The organism is Nocardia sp. IBHARD005 (assembly GCF_052814245.1).
This window is the reverse complement of sequence record NZ_CP199935.1, coordinates 2,895,270-2,912,269: the sequence shown is the minus strand read 5'-3', so window position 1 is coordinate 2,912,269 and position 17,000 is coordinate 2,895,270. Positions and strand designations below refer to the sequence as shown.

Genomic DNA, 17,000 nt, shown 5'->3' with positions numbered 1-17,000 from the left:
GATGGTCGGCGTGAATGCCGACCACCTGAGCGTCTACGACGCGATCCGTCTGCGTCGCGATGTGCGCGCCGAGTACACCGGCGAGCCCGTCGACGACGACACCCTGTTACGGATCCTCGACGCCGCGCATCGCGCGCCCAGCGTCGGGAACTCACAGCCGTGGGACTTCGTCGTGGTTCGCCACGCCGGGACGCTGCGCCGTTTCGCCGAGCACGTGGCGGACAAGCGGGTCGAGTTCGGTGCGTCGCTGCCTGCCGAGCGGGCGGCGACATTCGAGCCGATCAAGATCGACGGGATCGTCGAGAGCGGCACGGGTGTTGTTGTCACGCACGATAATTCACGTGGCGGACCGCAGGTACTCGGCCGGGCGAGCGTGCCGGAGACGGGCGTGTACTCGACAGTGCTCGCCATCCAGAACCTGTGGCTCGCGGCGACCGCGGAGCAGGTAGGGGTGGGCTGGGTGTCGTTCTACGATCCGGAATTCCTGCGTGAACTCGTCGGCCTCCCCGCCGGGATCGAGCCGGTGGCCTGGCTGTGCGTGGGGCCGGTCAGCGCATTCCAGCAGGTGCCGGATCTGGAACGTTTCGGGTGGCGGTCGGGACGGTCGCTGACCGAGGCCGTGCATCACGAAACCTTCGGCGGCTGAACAAGATCCGGACACCCGCCGAGAGCGGATGCCCGGATCGGTCATGGTTCTAGGCCAGCTTGATCAGGCCGTAGTCGAAGGCGTGTCTGCGATAGACCACCGACGGGCGGTCGGTCTGTTTGTCGTGGAACAGGAAGAAGTCGTGACCGACCAATTCCATCTGATAGAGGGCGTCGTCCACCGACATCGGTGTCGCGGTGTGCACCTTGGTGCGCACGATGTGGCCGGGGCCTGCCTCGTCGACTGCCTCGTCGTGGTCGTGGGCAGCAGAACCGTCCGGCTGGGCGAACAGCGACTCGTCGACCAGTGTGGCAGTGGCCTGCGCGACCGAGACCGGCGTCTTGTCGCCGTAATGCACGACGCGCCGCTTGTCCTTGGACCGGCGCAGTCTGCTCTCGATCTTCTGGGTGGCCGATTCGAGCGCGGCATAGAAGCTGTCGGCGCATGCCTCGGCACGCACGATCGGTCCACGGCCGCGCGCGGTGATCTCCACGCGCTGACAGGCCTTGCGTTGACGACGATTGCGTTCGTGGAACAGTTCCACATCGAAGAGGAAAATCGACGGGTCGAAGCGCTCTAACCGAGACAGCTTCTCCGCGACGTAGATTCGATAGTGGTCAGGGATTTCGACGTTGCGACCGGAGACCACCACTTCGGCGTTCGGAGTCTCCATATCGATCGTCTCGGTGGCACCGTTCTGTAGTGCCGTGGGGTCAGCATCTTGCACTGATGCCCGTGAAGAAGTCGTCACGCGTACCTCCCGGATATGGCCGCACAACTACGAACGTAGGGCGGCGGGATTGAGCTGTGCCGATCGGGAATCGCCCGGCACCTGTCTCCGCGGCACCACCTCCCAAACTTGTGGTTCGGTGTGTGCTCGCGACGCTAGTCCGCCATCGGCGAGTCCGCCACTGTTCACGCGAACTTTCCTCCGTCAAGCCGCGCAGGTCACCAAAACCGCCCGCGGAACTATGCCGATTCGGCTAAGAACACGTGTCGATTCACAGGCGGTGGCGCCGGTGGTCAGTACATCGTCGACCAGTACTACCTGCGCATTCGCACCGATGGCGACCCATTCGGCCGGATCGGCGACGGTCATGATCTTGCCGCGCAGATTGTGGGTGCGCTCATGCTGGGTCAAGCCCACCGAATCCCGGACGCCGCGCCCCATCCGCAGCAGCGGCGCGGTTCGGCACTCGATCAGCCATCGGGCCGCGACCGCGACCGAGCGCGCCACCGGGTCACCGCCACGGCGACGGGCCGCCGCGGTTCTGGTGGGTGCGGGCACGAGCAGGAGGGGGCGGTCGGCGGCGCGCAAGCGGGCAAGCGCATGGGCAAGTGCCAGCCCGAGTGGGGCGGCGAGGTCGCGCCGGCCGTGTTCCTTGGCCGCCAGCACCGCCCGCCTGCCCACGCCGGAGTAGGGGCCAAGCGCCCAGCACGGAACACCGGGATCGGCGCGCGGCCGCACCCGGACGGGACCACGGCCGAGTTCAGCGGCGCACTCGGCGCACCAATTCTCGCCGGGCGAACCGCACCCGCCGCACCGGTCGGGCAGGATCAGATCCAGCAGCACCGTCATAGCGAGCGAGTATGGCAGTGGGCACTGACATGCTTCGTCGCTCGACGGGCATCGTTCTCGGCGCGCCTCCGCCGATGGACTGACCGAAGGGTGCGACGAAGGAGTGCCCGTAGGGAGGGAAGAGGTGGAGTTCAGCGCCGAGAACCGCGGCACCAGCCGCCAATAATTCAGCTCGGCAGGACCGGCACAACCCGTTCTCCGGTCAATCCGGGTACCTCGCGCCAGAAACGGTCATTGCGGGTCGGATCGGCGGTCTGAAGCTGCAGGACGGCCCGGGAATCGGCCACGTACTGCGTGGCCGGGGCCGCTGTCACCACCCGAACCGGCGGGGTGAGGTTCTGCGAGGTCACCGCACTGAATTGGGAGCCGTCGATGGAGACGGTGAAGACCGGGTCAACATTGCCTTCACGGGCGACCATGATGGTGTCACCGGTGACCCAGCTCAGCGAGACCGCGCGTGAGCTCAGGCCGAGTGCCAGCGGCAGCGGGGAGGTGAGCGCGTACTTGCCGTCCGGCCGCCGTTCGACCACCGCGACATAGACCTTGCCGTCGGCGATCAGCGCCGCACGCACACCGGTACGCGAGACCACCACCTCGCTGATCGGCGGCCGCGGTGCGCCTGCGCCGTCGAACAGGGCCGAGATGTCGACGTTCTCGGTGGAGACGTTGCCGGTGGCGCGATCGGTGACCGCCCGGATGACCCGGTCACCGTCGATCACCGTCCAGGCGGCACCACCGTCGCTGGTCCAGGACGGGCGGGCGATGCTTGCGCCCTCGGCGACCGCGAACGCCTTGGCGCCGTAGTTGCCGATGAGCAGGGTGCGGGCCGGTTCGGGCGCCGGTTTGCCGGAGTCGGCGACCGCGGCGACGAACTGGCCGTCGGCCGAGATGCCGACCGACTGCAGGTTCGTCGCCTCGCCGAAGGAACCACTCGGCGTGACGATGCCGTCCGGGGTGACCTGGACCAGAGTGCCGTTGCGCAGGGCGTGCAGGCCGATCCGGTTCTGGCCGGGCGCCGAGGCGCTGTACTGGTCGACATCGGCCACCGACCAGCCGTTGGCGTATCGGTCGTCGAGCGGTTTACCGTCGGCGAGCAGCACATACGGACCGAGGATGTCGGCACCGGACAGCGTGAGTACCACCTGCGCGGCGAGAAGTTCGCGCTCGCGCTGGCCGAGTGAGCCGAGCCCGGCGAAGTCGATGCGCACCCCGCCGATGCCGATCCCGACATCGCCCGGTTCGTTGTTGGCCTTGGTGATCGGACCGCGCAGCGAAACCGGCTGCGCCAACGGGTTACGCACCACCGGGGCGATCGTCGATTGCGGGCCTTCGGCGAGCATGCCGATCAGTCGCTCGGTGAGCTGGGCGCGTGGCACCGAGATCCAGCGCGGATCCGGGACGAGCAGGGAATTGCTCGGGTCGATGTAGTGCAGGAGGTAGCGGTGATAGGACTTGGCGAAGGCGTCGTTGTCCATCACGACACCCGGCGGCAGCTCGGTGATCCGCCACTCGCCGTCGATCTTGCTCATCTCGATCTTGTTCTCGAGGGTGCCCTCGGTGGCGCGATAGCCGCCATCGCCTGCGAGCTCACCGACTTTGCGGGCGCGCAGCACATAGCTGGCCTTGTCGCCCGAACGCGATTCGCGCAGGGTGTCGGGGCGGTCGTCGACGATGGTGGTGCTCGCCTCGTCGTTCCAGCCTGCCGCCGTCTCCGGTGCCATGTACTGGCGGGCGGCGGCGTGCTTGTTGGTCGGGTCGGCGCTGGCGGTGAGGAAGTCGCCGAGCAACAGGTCGGGGTCGCGGCCGGAGATCGGCGGGGTCGGCCCCGCCGAGGTGGGGGCGCGGTTGATCGTGCCGAGGGCCTGCGGTGCGGAGGACTCCGGCAGGCTGGCGCAACCGGTGAGCACCATCAGACCGGCCAGCACCGCCGCGACCAGTGCGGCGCCGCGCCGATCCCGACGATCACCACTAGTCATGACTTCCCGTCTCCGGTTTCGGTTGGCGTCGGCTTATCGGCGTCGGCGGGGAGGGGGTGCCGGCCGTTGGTCGCCGGGTGCGTGCCAGCGGCGGGCGGTTCGCTGCCGGGCTCGTTCGCCGATGGGTCGGTGTCCTGCGGTTCGGCAGCCCCCGGCACCACAGCCGTCGGGTCGGCGACAGCCGGATCGACATCCGCCGGCTCGGCCTCCATCTCGACAACACTCGATGGCGCCTCCGTCGGCTCGGCGCCGGACGGCTCGACGTCGACGATCGTCGGCTCGGGTTCGGCTTCGGGCAGTGCGGGAACCTTGCGCAACATCGGTTCCAGCGCGAGCGGACTCTGACCGAGCTTGCGGCCGCGCACCATCGGGAGCAGCAGCCGGAAGCTCGCGCCGACGCCCGGATCGCCCCACGCTTCGAGCCTGCCCTCGTGCAGATTCGCGTCCTCGACGCTGATCGACAAGCCCAGCCCGGTACCACCCGAGCGACGCACGCGCGACGGGTCCGAGCGCCAGAACCGGTTGAACACCAGCTTTTCCTCGCCCGGCCGCAGCCCGACACCCTGGTCGCGGACCACCGTCGCGACGGCATTGGCCTCGGCATCGCCGCGCATGCGGATCAGCACCGGCTTGCCCTCGGAATGGTCGATCGCATTGGCGAGCAGGTTGCGCAGCACACGCTCGACGCGACGTGGGTCGACCTCGGCGACCACCGGCTCCTCCGGCAGGTCGATCACCACCTCGACCCCGGCGTCGCGGGCGAGGTGGCGCACCGTGGAGATCGCGGCACGCGCGCACATCCGCACATCCAGCGACTCGACCTGCAGTTCGGCCACACCCGCGTCGTGGCGGGAGATCTCGAGCAGGTCGTTGAGCAGGCCCTCGAATCGGTCGAGCTCGTTGACGAGCAGTTCGGAGCTGCGGGCAAGGGCGGGATCGAGATCGTCGCTGGAGCCGTGGATGAGGTCGGCAGCCATACGCACCGTGGTGAGCGGTGTGCGCAGTTCGTGGCTGACGTCGGAGGTGAAGCGGCGCTGCAGATTGCCGAATTCCTCGAGCTGGGTGATCTGGTTCGACAGGCTCTCGGCCATCTCGTTGAACGCCTGCGCCAGCCGCGCCATGTCGTCCTCGCCGCGCACCAGCATGCGTTCTTTGAGTCTGCCGTCGGCGAATCGGCCCGCGATTCGCGCCGCCGACCGGATCGGCAGCACCACCTGCCTGGTGACCAGCGCGGTGATCGCGGCGAGCAACACCAGCAGGACCACGCCACCGATGAGCATCGTGCCGCGCATCAGCGACAGACTCGATTCCTCACTGGCCAGCGGGAAGATGAGGTAGATCTCCAGGGTCGCGACCTCGGCGCTCGGGCTGCCGATCACCAGCGCGCGCCCGCGGTAGCCGTCGGGGTCGGCGACGGTGGTGAACTGGTAGGAGACCTGATTGCGCTGGACGAACCGGCGCAGCTCTTGCGGTACCTCCGAGAGCGGGCCCACCGCGATCTCGTGGGGCGGCGTGCCGCCGACCATCGCCAGCGCCGAGTCGAAACTACCCGCGGCGCCGCTGGACTGACCGGTGCCGCCACGGCTGGACAGCGCGGCTCGCGCGTCCGCCAGCTGCTGCTCCTGGCTGTTGCCGGATTGGAAGCCCGACATCTTGTTCTCGATCGTGCTGCGGGCGCGATCCATCTCCTCGACAGCCGCGTTGATCTTGGCTTCGAGGAGCCGGTCAGTGATCTGACCGGTCAGCACGACCCCGAGGATCGTGATCACGATGAGCGAAAGGGTCAACGTCGAAACGATGACTCGCAGCTGCAACGACCGGCGCCACAGATGGCCGAGCGCGGTCCCGACGGCCTGAAACCAGGCCATGATCGGGCTCGCCCACCGCCGCAGCTGCGCCACTGGACCAGTGGTCACAGCGGCGCCCCGCAGTGACCGATCACGGCGGTCCGGCCTTGTAACCGACTCCGCGCACGGTCAACACGATCTCGGGGTTCTCCGGATCCTTCTCGACCTTGGCGCGCAGTCGCTGCACGTGCACGTTCACCAGACGGGTGTCGGCGGCGTGCCGGTAACCCCACACCTGCTCGAGCAGTACCTCGCGGGTGAACACCTGACGAGGCTTGCGCGCGAGCGCGACCAGCAGGTCGAACTCCAGCGGGGTGAGCGAGATCTGCCCAGGGCCGCGAGTCACCTTGTGCGCGGGCACGTCGATGACGATATCGGCGATCGAGAGCAGCTCGGCGGGCTCGTCCTCGGTGCGGCGCAGGCGCGCTCGGACGCGGGCGACGAGTTCCTTCGGCTTGAACGGTTTGACGATGTAGTCGTCGGCGCCGGACTCCAGGCCGAGGACCACATCGACCGTGTCGGTCTTGGCGGTGAGCATGACGATCGGAACGCCGGAATCGGCCCGCAGCACCCGGCATACATCGATGCCGTTCATGCCGGGCAGCATCAGGTCGAGCAGCACCAGATCGGGGCGGATCTCCCGCACCGCTGACAGGGCCTGTGTGCCGTCGCCCACCACATGCGGGTCGAACCCTTCCCCGCGCAAGACGATGGTCAGCATCTCAGCGAGTGCCATATCGTCGTCGACGACCAGAATCTTGGGCTTCATAGTCCTATGTTGTCATCTCCCAGGCCAGGATCGGGCCGCCACGCCATTAATGGTGCGAACCCGTCGCGTATCCAACCTTATCCGGAAGAAATTTCCGAGCAGAGGGTGAGTAACGCAGGCCTATCGTCATCGGATCGGTATGTCCACCACCGGCCGAACCAGTCGCGGTCGGCGAGTTCACGATAGACCTCCCCGGTGCGCTGCTGCAGACCGCCGTCCCGTTCGTAGGCATCGAGGGCGCGCGCGTCGTCGAGTTCGCCACGGCGACGGGCACGTTCGGCCGCCACCTCGGTGGACACGTCGAGCAGCACGGTGAGATCCGGCGCAAGCAATCCGAGCCTGCCGAACTCCAGATCGCCCACCCACGAAACGATTTCGCCATCGGCATCCTGATGCGCCCGCGCGGCCGAGTAGGCGGCGTTGGAAGCCACCCAGCGGTCCAGGATGACGATGTCGTTGCCGCCCAACAGGTCCGACAGTTCCGCGCCTGCGGCGGCCCGGTCGAGCGCGAACATGATCGCCATCGCGTTGATCGACTCAGCCAGGTCGCCATTGCCTCCGCGCAGCGCTTCGGCCGCGAGATCGGCATGGATCGAGTGCCCGTATTGCGGAAAGGCCAGACTGTCGGCCCGCAACCCTTTTCCGGACAACTCGGCGATCAGCCCATCGATCAGCGTGCGTTTACCCGCCCCGTCGAGCCCTTCCACCGCGATCAATACGCCCATGCGGTGAGATTACCGCGCGCCGTCCCCCCAGAGTTGCGGGCTGGCCCGCGCCCGGTCGGCCAACGAGGATTCCCCTATGAGAAAGATCGTTCGCACCACCGCTGCCACGCTTGCCATCACCGCCGCCTTCGCCTGCGGCACCGCGTCCGCACAGACCGGCAACCCGGACGCGGGATCGTCGACGGCTTTCCACTCGCTGATGTGCGCGGTGCTCGGCATCAGCAGCGAACACAACATCTTCTGCACGGGCTTGATCATCGGCTAGCGGGCGCAGAACCCGGCGCCGGCCCGTGCGGGCACGACGACAGTGGCCCGCCGGCCGGATGGTCGACGGGCCACTGTCAGGTCTGGATCAGTAGCGGTAGTGGTCGGGCTTGTACGGGCCTTCCACGTCTACGTTGATGTACTCGGCCTGGTCCTTGGTGAGCTTGGTCAGGGTGCCGCCGAGGGCTTCGACGTGGATCTTGGCGACCTTCTCGTCGAGGTGCTTGGGCAGGCGGTAGACCTCGTTGTCGTATTCCTGCGGCTTGGTCCACAGTTCGATCTGGGCGATGACCTGGTTGGAGAAGCTGTTCGACATGACGAACGACGGGTGGCCGGTCGCATTGCCCAGGTTCAGCAGCCGCCCCTCCGACAGCAGGATGATCGCCTTGCCCGACTCGAAGGTCCACTCGTCGACCTGCGGCTTGATGTTGATCCGGGTCGCGCCCGAACGCTCCAGCGCCGCGATATCGATCTCGTTGTCGAAGTGGCCGATGTTGCCCAGGATCGAGTGATCCTTCATCGCCTTCATGTGCTCGAGGGTGATGATGTCCTTGTTGCCGGTCGAGGTGATGACGATGTCGGCATCGCCGATCGCCTGCTCGACGGTGACGACGTCGTAGCCGTCCATCAGCGCCTGCAGGGCGTTGATCGGGTCGATCTCGGTGACCTGCACGCGCGCGCCCTGGCCTGCGAGGGACTCCGCGCAGCCCTTGCCGACGTCGCCGTAACCGCAGATCAGCACCTTCTTGCCGCCGATGAGCACGTCGGTGCCGCGGTTGATGCCGTCGATCAGCGAGTGGCGGGTGCCGTACTTGTTGTCGAACTTGGACTTGGTGACCGAGTCGTTGACGTTGATCGCCGGGAACACCAGCTCACCCGCGGCGGCGAACTGGTACAGCCGCAGCACGCCGGTGGTGGTCTCCTCGGTGACACCCTTGACCGAGTCGGCGATGACGCTCCACTTGGTCTTGTCGGCCTCGAGGCTCTCGCGCAGCAGGTCGAGGAACACCGTGTACTCGGCGGAGTGGTCGGCGTCGGCGGGCGGGACCACACCGGCCTTCTCGAACTGTGCGCCGCGCAGCACGAGCATGGTCGCGTCGCCACCGTCGTCGAGGATCATGTTGGCCGGCTCGTTCGGCCAGGTGAGCATCTGCTCGGCGGCCCACCAGTACTCCTCCAGCGTCTCGCCCTTCCAGGCGAAGACGGGGATGCCTGCGGGCTCGTCTTCGGTGCCGTTCGGGCCGACCACGATGGCGGCGGCGGCGTGATCCTGGGTGGAGAAGATGTTGCAGGAGGCCCAGCGCACGTCGGCACCGAGGGCGACCAGCGTTTCGATCAGGACGGCGGTCTGCACCGTCATGTGCAGCGATCCGGAGATTCGCGCACCCTTGAGCGGAGCGACGTCGTGGTATTCACGACGCAGCGCCATCAGGCCCGGCATCTCGTGCTCGGCGAGGCGGATCTCCTTGCGGCCGAATTCGGCCAGCGAGAGGTCGGCCACCTTGTAGTCGATGCCGTTGCGGACGTCAGCGGTGAGCTCGGTGCGCGCGGGGAGTTCTGAGGTCGTCACGTTGGCTAGGTTACCGTCTGTGGCCGCGCGAGTTCCCAGCTCCGTCGAGGTGGGGCCTCAGGCCGCCGCGCGGTATCTGGCCAGCAACCGTCGCGGCTTCTCGGGCGCGACATTGGCCAGGCTCAGGTCGCCGCCGTAGTGAGCCGCGACCCGGGGGTCCATCACCGCGCGCCACAGCGGCGGGACAGCGGCCAGCACGATCATGGTGGCGTACCCGGCGGGCAGCTGCGGTGCGTCCTCGGTGCTGCGCAGGGTCTGATAGCGGCGCCCGGGGTTGGCGTGGTGGTCGCTGTGGCGCTGCAGATGGAACAGGAAGATGTTGGTGACCAGGCGATCGGAGTTCCAGCTGTCGCGCGGGGAGCACCGTTCGTAGCGGCCGTTGGGCTTGCGCGCGCGCAGCAGCCCGTAGTGCTCCACGTAGTTGACGGTCTCGAGCAGCGCGATGCCGATCGCGGCCTGGATGGCCAGCCACGGCAGAATCGCCGGGCCGAACACGAGCGTCAGCGAACCGAACAGCACCGCCGTGATCGCCCAGGCCTGCAGGATGTTGTTCTCGACGCTCCACCAGCCGCGACGCTGCCGGTACAGGCGCGCGCGCTCGAGTTGTACGGCCGAGCGGAACCCACCGATCACGCTGCGCGGCAAGAACTCCCACAGCGATTCACCCAGCCGGGCGCTGGCCGGATCCTCGGGGGTGGCCACGCGTGCGTGGTGCCCGCGATTGTGTTCGACGAAGAAGTGCCCGTACCCCGATTGGGCCAGCGCGATCTTCGACAGCAATTTCTCAGCACTCTCCACCCGGTGGCCCAATTCGTGGGCGGCGTTGATGCCGATGCCGCTGACGAAGCCGACCGTGGCGGCCAAACCGAGCTTGTCGACGAGGGCCAGCTCCGGGCTTGTCCACATGAAGCAGGCCACACCGAGGCTGATCAGCTGGATGGGCAGGAACAGGTAGGTGCACCACCGGTAGTACCGGTCGGCGGAGAGCGCCGCGTAGTCCTCGTCGCGGGGATTGTTGCCGTCTTCACCGACGATCCAGTCCAGCAGGGGAATGGCGATCAGGACGATGACCGGCCCGATCCACCAGAACACTTCAGCCTTGGTATGGAACACCAGCTGGGAGGGCAACAGCGCGCACGCCGGGGCGATCAGCCCTAATGCCCAGAGATACCGTTTGGGATCACGAAAATCCCCCGGTTTGCCAACCGTGTGCACACCCGCTCCGCTGTAAGTAGACCAATCGTCGACCGATGTGAATACTGACAGATCGTAGGCGCGTTACACACCGGCAGATCATCAAACGTGGTGATGGTTACACCGGAGCGAATCAAGGCTGGTGACTTCTCTCAGTGACCCACTTCACTCGACGGGACGCGCATGCCTCGTACCTGCACAATTGCCTCGACATACGGACTGAGCAGGGCGCTCATCTCGGCCGGGGCGTCGCGTTCCGGCACGGGCGGATTCGGGATGTAGCTCAGCGCGATGCGGACCAGCGCGTGCGCGAGCACGTCGGCCTCGGCGTGCGTCGCGTCCACCCAGCTGTGCATGAAAACCTCGGTCAGGCGGGTGGTGGCGTGCTCGAGCAGCGGGGCCGCGTCGAGGGTGATCAACCGCAGCAGGTCCGGCTTCATCTCCCCGCTCAGCAGCGAACGGACCAGCGGGTCGCCCGCGGCGGAGAGAAAGAACCCGGTCATCCCGACCCGGATCGCCGCGCGCGCGTCACCGACATTGGCGTCGAGCGCCTCGCGCACACGGTCGACGAGGTCGTCGGCCAGGCGCAGCGCGTAGGCCTGCGAGAGCCCCGAGCGCGAACCGAACTCGTTGTAGAGGGTCTGCCTGCTCACCCCGGCCCTTGCCGCCACGTCACCGAGTGTGACCTTGGACCAGTCACGCTCGGTGAGCAGCTCGCGCATCCCGTCCAGGACCGAGTTGCGCAGCAGTTCGCGCGCGGCCTCCTGGTACGGGATGCGCGAACCTGTGCGCGGAGTGCCCGCGACGCTCACGAACGTTCGATCTCGACCATGAAGAAGTCGGACTTGCGGGCACCGCAGTCCGGGCAGGTCCAATCGTCGGCGATGTCGTCCCAGCGGGTGCCGGGCGCGATGCCGTCGTCAGGCCAGCCAAGGGCCTCGTCGTACTCGAAACCGCACTGTGCGCACTGGTACAGCTTGTAGTCGGTCACTGCGAAACTCCTACTGCCTCGAAATCGATCTTTTCCCGCACCCCACAGTCCGGACAGCACCAGTCGTCAGGAACGGCAGTCCACAGTGTGCCAGGCGGAAATCCTTCGCGTGGCGCGCCTTTGGCTTCATCGAAGACGAAATCACACACCGGACATCTGTAGGCACTCACGATCCGACCTCGCTTCCGTACTTTGCCAGCACCTGCTCCCGGCGCTTGGGTTCGATATTGGCGCGGGTGACATCCCCGCCGTAGTGCGCGAGCACGCGCTTGTCCATCACCCGGCGCCAGATCGGCGGGAAGTAGCCGAGCAGGATCATGCTGGCGTAGCCGCTTGGCAGGTTCGGCGCACCGTCCCAGCTGCGCAGCGTCTGGTAGCGACGAGTCGGATACGCGTGATGGTCGCTGTGGCGCTGCAGGTGGTAGAGGAAGATGTTGGTGACGATGTGGTCGCTGTTCCAGCTGTGCACCGGCGCGGGCCGTTCGTAGCGTCCGCTCGCGGTCTTCTGCCGGACCAGGCCGTAGTGCTCGAGGTAGTTCACCGACTCGAGCAGACTGAAACCGATCACCGCCTGCAGGATCAGGTAGGGCAGCACCTCGATGCCGAACACCGCGATCAATCCGAGCCACAACACCACCGACATCGCCCAGGCGTTGAGCACATCGTTGCGCAGCGTCCACGGACTCTTGCCGAGCCGGCCAAGACGTTGCTTCTCGAGGTGCCAGGCCGAGCGCAGGCTGCCCGAGACCGTGCGCGGCCAGAAGGCCCAGAAGGACTCACCGATGCGCGAACTCGCGGGGTCCTCCGGGGTAGCCACCCGTACATGGTGACCACGGTTGTGCTCGATGTAGAAGTGCCCGTAGAACGACTGGGCCAGCGCGATGCGCGCGAGCCAGCGTTCCAGTCCGACCTTCTTGTGGCCGAGCTCGTGGGCGGTATTGATGCCGATACCGCCGATCATGCCGACGCTGATCGCGATGCCGATCTTGTCGACCACGTTGGCGCCGCCGGCGAAGCCAAGCCAGTGCAGGTTCGGCGCGGTGATGATGTAGCAGGCGAAGATCAGCGAGGCGTACTGGAACGGCAGGTACAGGTAGGTGAGGTAGCGGTAGTACTTGTCGTTCTCCAGGTACTCCATCACCTCGTCGGGCGGGTTGTCGCCGTCCGGCCCGAAGAACAGGTCCGCCAGCGGGATCACGAGGTAGACCAGCACCGGGCCGAGCCAGAACGGGACCTCGGCGAGGCGATGCCAGCCGAGCTGGTTGAGGCCCCAGATCAGGGGGATCGCGATGGTGAACAGGCCGGTCGGGGCGAACAACCCCCATAGCCACAAATATCGCTTGGAATCTCGCCACTGCGGCGGCGCGGCCGGCCGCTCGGACGCGTTGGCATCAGTCGACATCATCGTCTCCAGTTCCGAGGCACATCTCACACCTGTGATGTGCACAACTATCTACCACAGACGATATGCCCGAATGTGTCCGCCGTCTAGACAAATTCCTCCCTTTGTAAAGCTAGATGGGCATGACAACGCCTGCCGGCAGGCGTGTCCCAACCTGGACATGGTCGCCGTCGTTACAGGTCAGTGATCTATTCAGGGTCCTTTACATAGGGCCTGTGACCGAACCAGGACGTCGGCGCCCGCCGGTAGCCCGTCGACCGGCCACCACCGCAGATCGGTCGATTCGGAGCTGCGAACCGGTACCGCGTCCGGGGGCGCGACGATCTCGAAGAGGAGGTCGAGATGCCGCGTCGGCACGCCGAGCGAGCACGTGATCGGATGCGCCTGCACGCCGTAGAGACCCGGCGTGAGGACCAGGTCGGGGATGCCGGATTCCTCCACCGCCTCCCGCAGCGCCGCGTCCTGCACGGTCTCGTCATCGGGTTCGCAGTGACCACCCAGCTGGATCCAGCGACCCACGCGCGGGTGCAGGGTGAGCAGGATGTCGCGGCGATCGTGGGACAGCACGATCGCCGACGCGGTGATGTGGCCGGGGGCGTGTTCGCGCAGGCAGCCACGGGGCGCCGAACCGAGGAAGGCCAGGATCGCTTCGCGCAGTGAATGATCCGCGCCGGTCTCGGGCTGCCAGTGCGTGAGCAACTCGGTCGCCGAAGCGTGCAGCGACTGCGCGCTCATCGACCCGGCTCCGTCACCACACCGCGCTCCGGCAGGGCGACTCGCACCGGCTCCGTGGTCATGGCACGCCGCGCCGACGCGTCGGCGTGCACCTTCTCGCTCACAGTTCCACCAGTCCAGCGCCGGCCGAGCCGACGGCGCGCGGTGCGGGTTCCTCGAGGGGATGACCGATCGCGATGGCGCCCAACGGCATCCAGTCCTCGTCGAGCCCGAGGACCTCGCGCACGATCTCGGGCGCGAAGATCGTGGAGCCGATCCAGCAGCTGCCGAGGCCGTCGGCGGCCAACGCGACCAGCAGGCCCTGCACCGCCGCGCCGACGGCCACCGTGAACATCGTCTGCTCGGCGGCCTGGCGACGAGCGTCGGGGTACTCATGGGCGCCGTCGGGCACGCAGAACGGGATGATCACTTCCGGCGCGTCGAAAAGGATGCGGCCGCGCGCGATTCGACGCTGCACGCGTTCGGGGTCGAGCCCGTCAGCAGTGAGGTCGGCACTCCACTTCTCGGCCATGGCCTCGAGCAACTGCGCCCGCAGGCTCGCCTCGCGCAGCCAGACGAAGCGCACCGGGCGCGTGTGGTGCGGTGCGGGCGCGGTGAGCCCGACCGCGACGGCGGCGCGGACCCGTTCCGGGTCGACGGCTTCGTCGGTGAACGCGCGCACCGAACGGCGCAGCGGCACAGCCTCTTTGCGACCCATCTCGATCGCCTCGGCGGTACCGAGCCAGAACAGGTCGTCGACGCCACCGCGCAGCAGCGTGGCCGCGGTCGACCCGTCGTCGTCGGGGTGCAGTCCGCGCACCACTGCCACCGGGACCCCGCCGAGCTTGCCCTTGACCAGATCGGCGGCCGCGGCGAGTTCGTCGGCGATGGCCACCTGCGTGACGTGGAGTTCGTTGCCCTGCCCATCAACAGAGCCGGCGTAATCATGGAGCACCCGTAGCCCGGCCGACCCGATGGCGGCGTCGATCTGCCCGTTACGCCAGGCCCGGCCCATGGTGTCGGTGATGACGACGGCCACGTCGACGCCGAGCAGCCGGGCGAGCACGGCGCGCAGGGATTTCGCGCTGCCGTCGGGATCGACAGGCAGCAGCACCAATTCGCCCTCGGCCACATTGGAACCGTCGATACCGGAAGCCGCCTGCACAATGCCGAGCCGATTCTCGGTGATGAGGGTGCGTCCCTTGCGCGCGAGCACCCGAACGGCTTCCTCCTCGACGAGCTGACGACGCCTGGCATCGCGTTCCTCGGGGTCGATCGGCGCGACGACGATCCGTCCCTCGACCTTCGACACGATCTTGCTGGTGACCACGATGACGTCACCATCGGCGAGCCAGGGTGCTTGCGCCGCAAGGTGTTCGCCGATGTCGTCACCGGGCCGGAACTCCGGCAGGCCGGTCACCGGCAGGATCCGCAACTCGGCGGCGGCATGGTCGGGCAACGCGCCGATGCCAACGTCCGGTCCGGTCGAGCGGACCGACTCCTGCGCGCTCATGCCTTCACTCCCGCCAATTCCAGTGCGGCGCGCGCCATTTCAGCGGTCGCCTCGGGGTCGCTCATCAGCAGCGGCACGCTGCGCACCTCGACGCCCGCAACATCGGCGGAGTCGGTGGAGTGCACCAGCCACCCGTCGAGGATGCCGGTGGCCGAGCGGGCGCCGTAGTGGCGGCCGATCGCCTCCGCGGTGGACTCGACGCCGATCGCCGCCAGGCACTCATCGGCCATGCCGCGCAACGGCTTTCCGTCGATCACCGGCGAGAGCCCGATCACCTTGGCTTCGCTGGTGCGCAGCGCACCCCGGATCCCGGGCACGGCGAGGATCGCGCCGATGCTCACCACGGGGTTCGACGGGGCCAGCAATACGGCGTCAGCGGCGCCTATGATTTCGGTCACATTCGGCGCCGGAGTGGCCCGCTCGGCGCCGATCGAGGCAAATCCGTGGGTCGGGAGGGCCGCGCGATACCGCACCCACCATTCCTGAAAGTGGATCGCGCGACGTTCGCCAGCGTTGTCGGGATCGCTGACCACCACGTGGGTTTCGCAGCGATCGTCGGTAGCCGGGATCAGCCGCACGCCCGGTTGCCACCGATTACACAGCGCCTCGGTGACCGCGGACAGCGGATACCCGGCGCGCAGCATTTCGGTGCGAATGAGATGGGTGGCGATATCGCGATCGCCGAGGCCGAACCAATCGGGCTGGGCGTTGTATTTGGCCAGCTCCTCTTTCGCGTGCCAGGTTTCGTCGGCGTGGCCCCAGCCACGCTCGGTATCGATACCACCACCGAGGGTGTACATGCAGGTGTCGAGGTCGGGACAGATGCGAAGGCCATGCATCCAGACGTCGTCGCCGACGTTGACGATGGCGGAGATGTCGGCTTCGGGCAGCAGCTGCCGGACGCCTTGGAGGAACCGGGCACCGCCGACGCCGCCGACGAGAACGGCGATCCTGGGCTCGCGCACCGCGTGTTGTGCAGTCACAGGGTCACAGCCTAGTGAGTGGCGGTTGCCGGTTGGTTTCGCGCCGAATTCCAGCGAAGTTGCTGACCATTTGCCACAGCACATAACAAGATCAACACGAAAGGCGGGTGCGGAGTGTAACGGAAGGGTGACGGCGGGTTGACCACCGGCAAGTGCGGCGTGTCTAATCACAGACATGTCATTCCGGTCACCGCGAGAGGGCATAGCGCGGGGGCGTTTGCGAGAAGGTTCCAACTCGCCTGAAACGACCACAGCGCGAGGACATCGCGCAGCGGACGTGCGAGAGAAGGTTCCCACTCGCTGGAAGGCAGGCTCGGGGAGCCCGCGAGACTACATCGCGGTGTTGGGCCGTCGGAGTTCCATCGGACCGACGGAAAGAATCATTCTGCGCTAACACATAGTGAGGAGGCGGAACGATGACCGAAGATCTGGTCTCGCCGACCGATTCCACAGCAGGCGCAGCTCACGCTGTCTGCGCTGACATGAGCTGGCAGGAACCGGACGTGGTAAGCGAAGTCGCGGCTCCCCGGCTGAGTCTGGTCGATACGGGCTTCGACGAAATGTTCGAGTCGATCGAGGAGCAGTGGCAGGAACGTGCCCTCTGCGCTCAGACCGACCCCGAGGCGTTCTTCCCCGAGAAGGGCGGCTCGACGCGTGAGGCCAAGCGAATCTGCTTGGGCTGTGAAGTACGTGACCAGTGCCTGGAATACGCACTGGCACATGATGAACGCTTCGGAATCTGGGGCGGTCTCTCGGAACGAGAGCGTCGCAGGCTGAAGCGCGGAATCGGTTAAGTGACTGTTCGAAAGTAGACTCTCTCCAGGCCT

Annotated in this window: 18 protein-coding genes; 3 read left to right on the top strand and 15 right to left on the bottom strand. The window is 67.0% G+C overall.

What is annotated here, in order from left to right:
• The first annotated feature begins 1 nt into the window (after position 1).
• Positions 2–646 carry a 5,6-dimethylbenzimidazole synthase gene (gene bluB / locus ACTWPB_RS13580; protein ID WP_446226001.1) on the top strand — a complete coding sequence of 215 codons (645 nt, stop codon included), beginning with the start codon at positions 2–4 and terminating at the stop codon, positions 644–646.
• Positions 647–695: 49 nt separating this feature from the next.
• Here bluB and hpf read toward each other — a convergent pair whose 3' ends face one another.
• The 6 genes from hpf to ACTWPB_RS13550 form a co-directional block, all read right to left on the bottom strand.
• On the bottom strand, positions 696–1,397 hold the full coding sequence (hpf, locus tag ACTWPB_RS13575; RefSeq protein ID WP_446226000.1) for a ribosome hibernation-promoting factor, HPF/YfiA family: 702 nt from the start codon (positions 1,395–1,397) through the stop codon (positions 696–698).
• Positions 1,398–1,580: 183 nt separating this feature from the next.
• Entirely contained in the window at positions 1,581–2,225 is a 645-nt protein-coding gene (locus tag ACTWPB_RS13570) for a ComF family protein (protein ID WP_446225999.1), read from the bottom strand.
• A 167-nt stretch (positions 2,226–2,392) separates the two neighbouring features.
• Positions 2,393–4,201: an MtrAB system accessory lipoprotein LpqB gene (gene lpqB / locus ACTWPB_RS13565; RefSeq protein ID WP_446225998.1), complete on the bottom strand. Its 1,809-nt coding sequence runs from the start codon at positions 4,199–4,201 to the stop codon at positions 2,393–2,395.
• Complete coding sequence (mtrB, locus tag ACTWPB_RS13560) at positions 4,198–6,069, bottom strand: MtrAB system histidine kinase MtrB (RefSeq protein WP_446226331.1); 1,872 nt, start codon at positions 6,067–6,069, stop codon at positions 4,198–4,200. Before mtrB ends, lpqB begins: the two co-directional genes overlap by 4 nt.
• A gap of 70 nt (positions 6,070–6,139) precedes the next feature.
• Positions 6,140–6,817 (bottom strand): MtrAB system response regulator MtrA, encoded by a 678-nt coding sequence (gene mtrA / locus ACTWPB_RS13555; protein WP_056813049.1) that lies wholly within the window; start codon positions 6,815–6,817, stop codon positions 6,140–6,142.
• Between the two features lie 77 nt (positions 6,818–6,894).
• Positions 6,895–7,542, bottom strand: coding sequence for a dTMP kinase (locus ACTWPB_RS13550; RefSeq protein ID WP_446225997.1), 648 nt, complete (start codon positions 7,540–7,542; stop codon positions 6,895–6,897).
• 76 nt (positions 7,543–7,618) lie between these two features.
• Here ACTWPB_RS13550 and ACTWPB_RS13545 point away from each other — a divergent pair, with 76 nt between their 5' ends.
• Positions 7,619–7,807 (top strand): hypothetical protein, encoded by a 189-nt coding sequence (locus tag ACTWPB_RS13545; RefSeq protein WP_446225996.1) that lies wholly within the window; start codon positions 7,619–7,621, stop codon positions 7,805–7,807.
• 87 nt (positions 7,808–7,894) lie between these two features.
• Here ACTWPB_RS13545 and ahcY read toward each other — a convergent pair whose 3' ends face one another.
• From ahcY to cofD, 9 genes are all read right to left on the bottom strand, one after another.
• Positions 7,895–9,376: an adenosylhomocysteinase gene (ahcY, locus tag ACTWPB_RS13540; protein ID WP_446225995.1), complete on the bottom strand. Its 1,482-nt coding sequence runs from the start codon at positions 9,374–9,376 to the stop codon at positions 7,895–7,897.
• 57 nt (positions 9,377–9,433) lie between these two features.
• Positions 9,434–10,591 carry an alkane 1-monooxygenase gene (locus ACTWPB_RS13535; RefSeq protein ID WP_446225994.1) on the bottom strand — a complete coding sequence of 386 codons (1,158 nt, stop codon included), beginning with the start codon at positions 10,589–10,591 and terminating at the stop codon, positions 9,434–9,436.
• 131 nt (positions 10,592–10,722) lie between these two features.
• Positions 10,723–11,382 (bottom strand): TetR family transcriptional regulator, encoded by a 660-nt coding sequence (locus ACTWPB_RS13530; RefSeq protein ID WP_446225993.1) that lies wholly within the window; start codon positions 11,380–11,382, stop codon positions 10,723–10,725.
• Positions 11,379–11,561, bottom strand: a complete 183-nt coding sequence (locus tag ACTWPB_RS13525) for a rubredoxin (RefSeq protein WP_446225992.1) — start codon at positions 11,559–11,561, stop codon at positions 11,379–11,381. The genes ACTWPB_RS13530 and ACTWPB_RS13525 overlap by 4 nt, the downstream gene beginning before the upstream one ends.
• Complete coding sequence (locus ACTWPB_RS13520) at positions 11,558–11,731, bottom strand: rubredoxin (RefSeq protein WP_379298271.1); 174 nt, start codon at positions 11,729–11,731, stop codon at positions 11,558–11,560. Before ACTWPB_RS13520 ends, ACTWPB_RS13525 begins: the two co-directional genes overlap by 4 nt.
• The gene (locus ACTWPB_RS13515; protein ID WP_446225991.1) at positions 11,728–12,966 is read right to left on the bottom strand and encodes an alkane 1-monooxygenase; all 1,239 of its coding nucleotides are present in this window, start codon (positions 12,964–12,966) and stop codon (positions 11,728–11,730) included. The genes ACTWPB_RS13520 and ACTWPB_RS13515 overlap by 4 nt, the downstream gene beginning before the upstream one ends.
• Before the next feature lie 189 nt (positions 12,967–13,155).
• Entirely contained in the window at positions 13,156–13,698 is a 543-nt protein-coding gene (locus tag ACTWPB_RS13510; protein ID WP_446225990.1) for an NUDIX hydrolase, read from the bottom strand.
• A 100-nt stretch (positions 13,699–13,798) separates the two neighbouring features.
• Complete coding sequence (locus ACTWPB_RS13505) at positions 13,799–15,190, bottom strand: coenzyme F420-0:L-glutamate ligase (RefSeq protein ID WP_446225989.1); 1,392 nt, start codon at positions 15,188–15,190, stop codon at positions 13,799–13,801.
• Positions 15,187–16,173: a 2-phospho-L-lactate transferase gene (cofD, locus tag ACTWPB_RS13500; protein ID WP_446225988.1), complete on the bottom strand. Its 987-nt coding sequence runs from the start codon at positions 16,171–16,173 to the stop codon at positions 15,187–15,189. The genes ACTWPB_RS13505 and cofD overlap by 4 nt, the downstream gene beginning before the upstream one ends.
• A 560-nt stretch (positions 16,174–16,733) precedes the next feature.
• On the opposite strand from cofD, the gene ACTWPB_RS13495 reads away from it, so the two are divergent.
• The gene (locus ACTWPB_RS13495; protein WP_133733920.1) at positions 16,734–16,967 is read left to right on the top strand and encodes a WhiB family transcriptional regulator; all 234 of its coding nucleotides are present in this window, start codon (positions 16,734–16,736) and stop codon (positions 16,965–16,967) included.
• Positions 16,968–17,000 lie beyond the last annotated feature (33 nt).

Coding starts and splice junctions, on each gene's coding strand:
- mtrA (WP_056813049.1), bottom strand. CDS start 6,817: ATGAAGCCCAAGATTCTGGTCGTCGACGACGATATGGCACTCGCTGAG.
- mtrB (WP_446226331.1), bottom strand. CDS start 6,069: ATGGCCTGGTTTCAGGCCGTCGGGACCGCGCTCGGCCATCTGTGGCGC.
- ACTWPB_RS13545 (WP_446225996.1), top strand. CDS start 7,619: ATGAGAAAGATCGTTCGCACCACCGCTGCCACGCTTGCCATCACCGCC.
- ACTWPB_RS13515 (WP_446225991.1), bottom strand. CDS start 12,966: ATGATGTCGACTGATGCCAACGCGTCCGAGCGGCCGGCCGCGCCGCCG.
- bluB (WP_446226001.1), top strand. CDS start 2: ATGGTCGGCGTGAATGCCGACCACCTGAGCGTCTACGACGCGATCCGT.
- ACTWPB_RS13505 (WP_446225989.1), bottom strand. CDS start 15,190: ATGAGCGCGCAGGAGTCGGTCCGCTCGACCGGACCGGACGTTGGCATC.
- lpqB (WP_446225998.1), bottom strand. CDS start 4,201: ATGACTAGTGGTGATCGTCGGGATCGGCGCGGCGCCGCACTGGTCGCG.
- ACTWPB_RS13495 (WP_133733920.1), top strand. CDS start 16,734: ATGTTCGAGTCGATCGAGGAGCAGTGGCAGGAACGTGCCCTCTGCGCT.
- ACTWPB_RS13510 (WP_446225990.1), bottom strand. CDS start 13,698: ATGAGCGCGCAGTCGCTGCACGCTTCGGCGACCGAGTTGCTCACGCAC.
- ACTWPB_RS13550 (WP_446225997.1), bottom strand. CDS start 7,542: ATGGGCGTATTGATCGCGGTGGAAGGGCTCGACGGGGCGGGTAAACGC.
- ACTWPB_RS13570 (WP_446225999.1), bottom strand. CDS start 2,225: ATGACGGTGCTGCTGGATCTGATCCTGCCCGACCGGTGCGGCGGGTGC.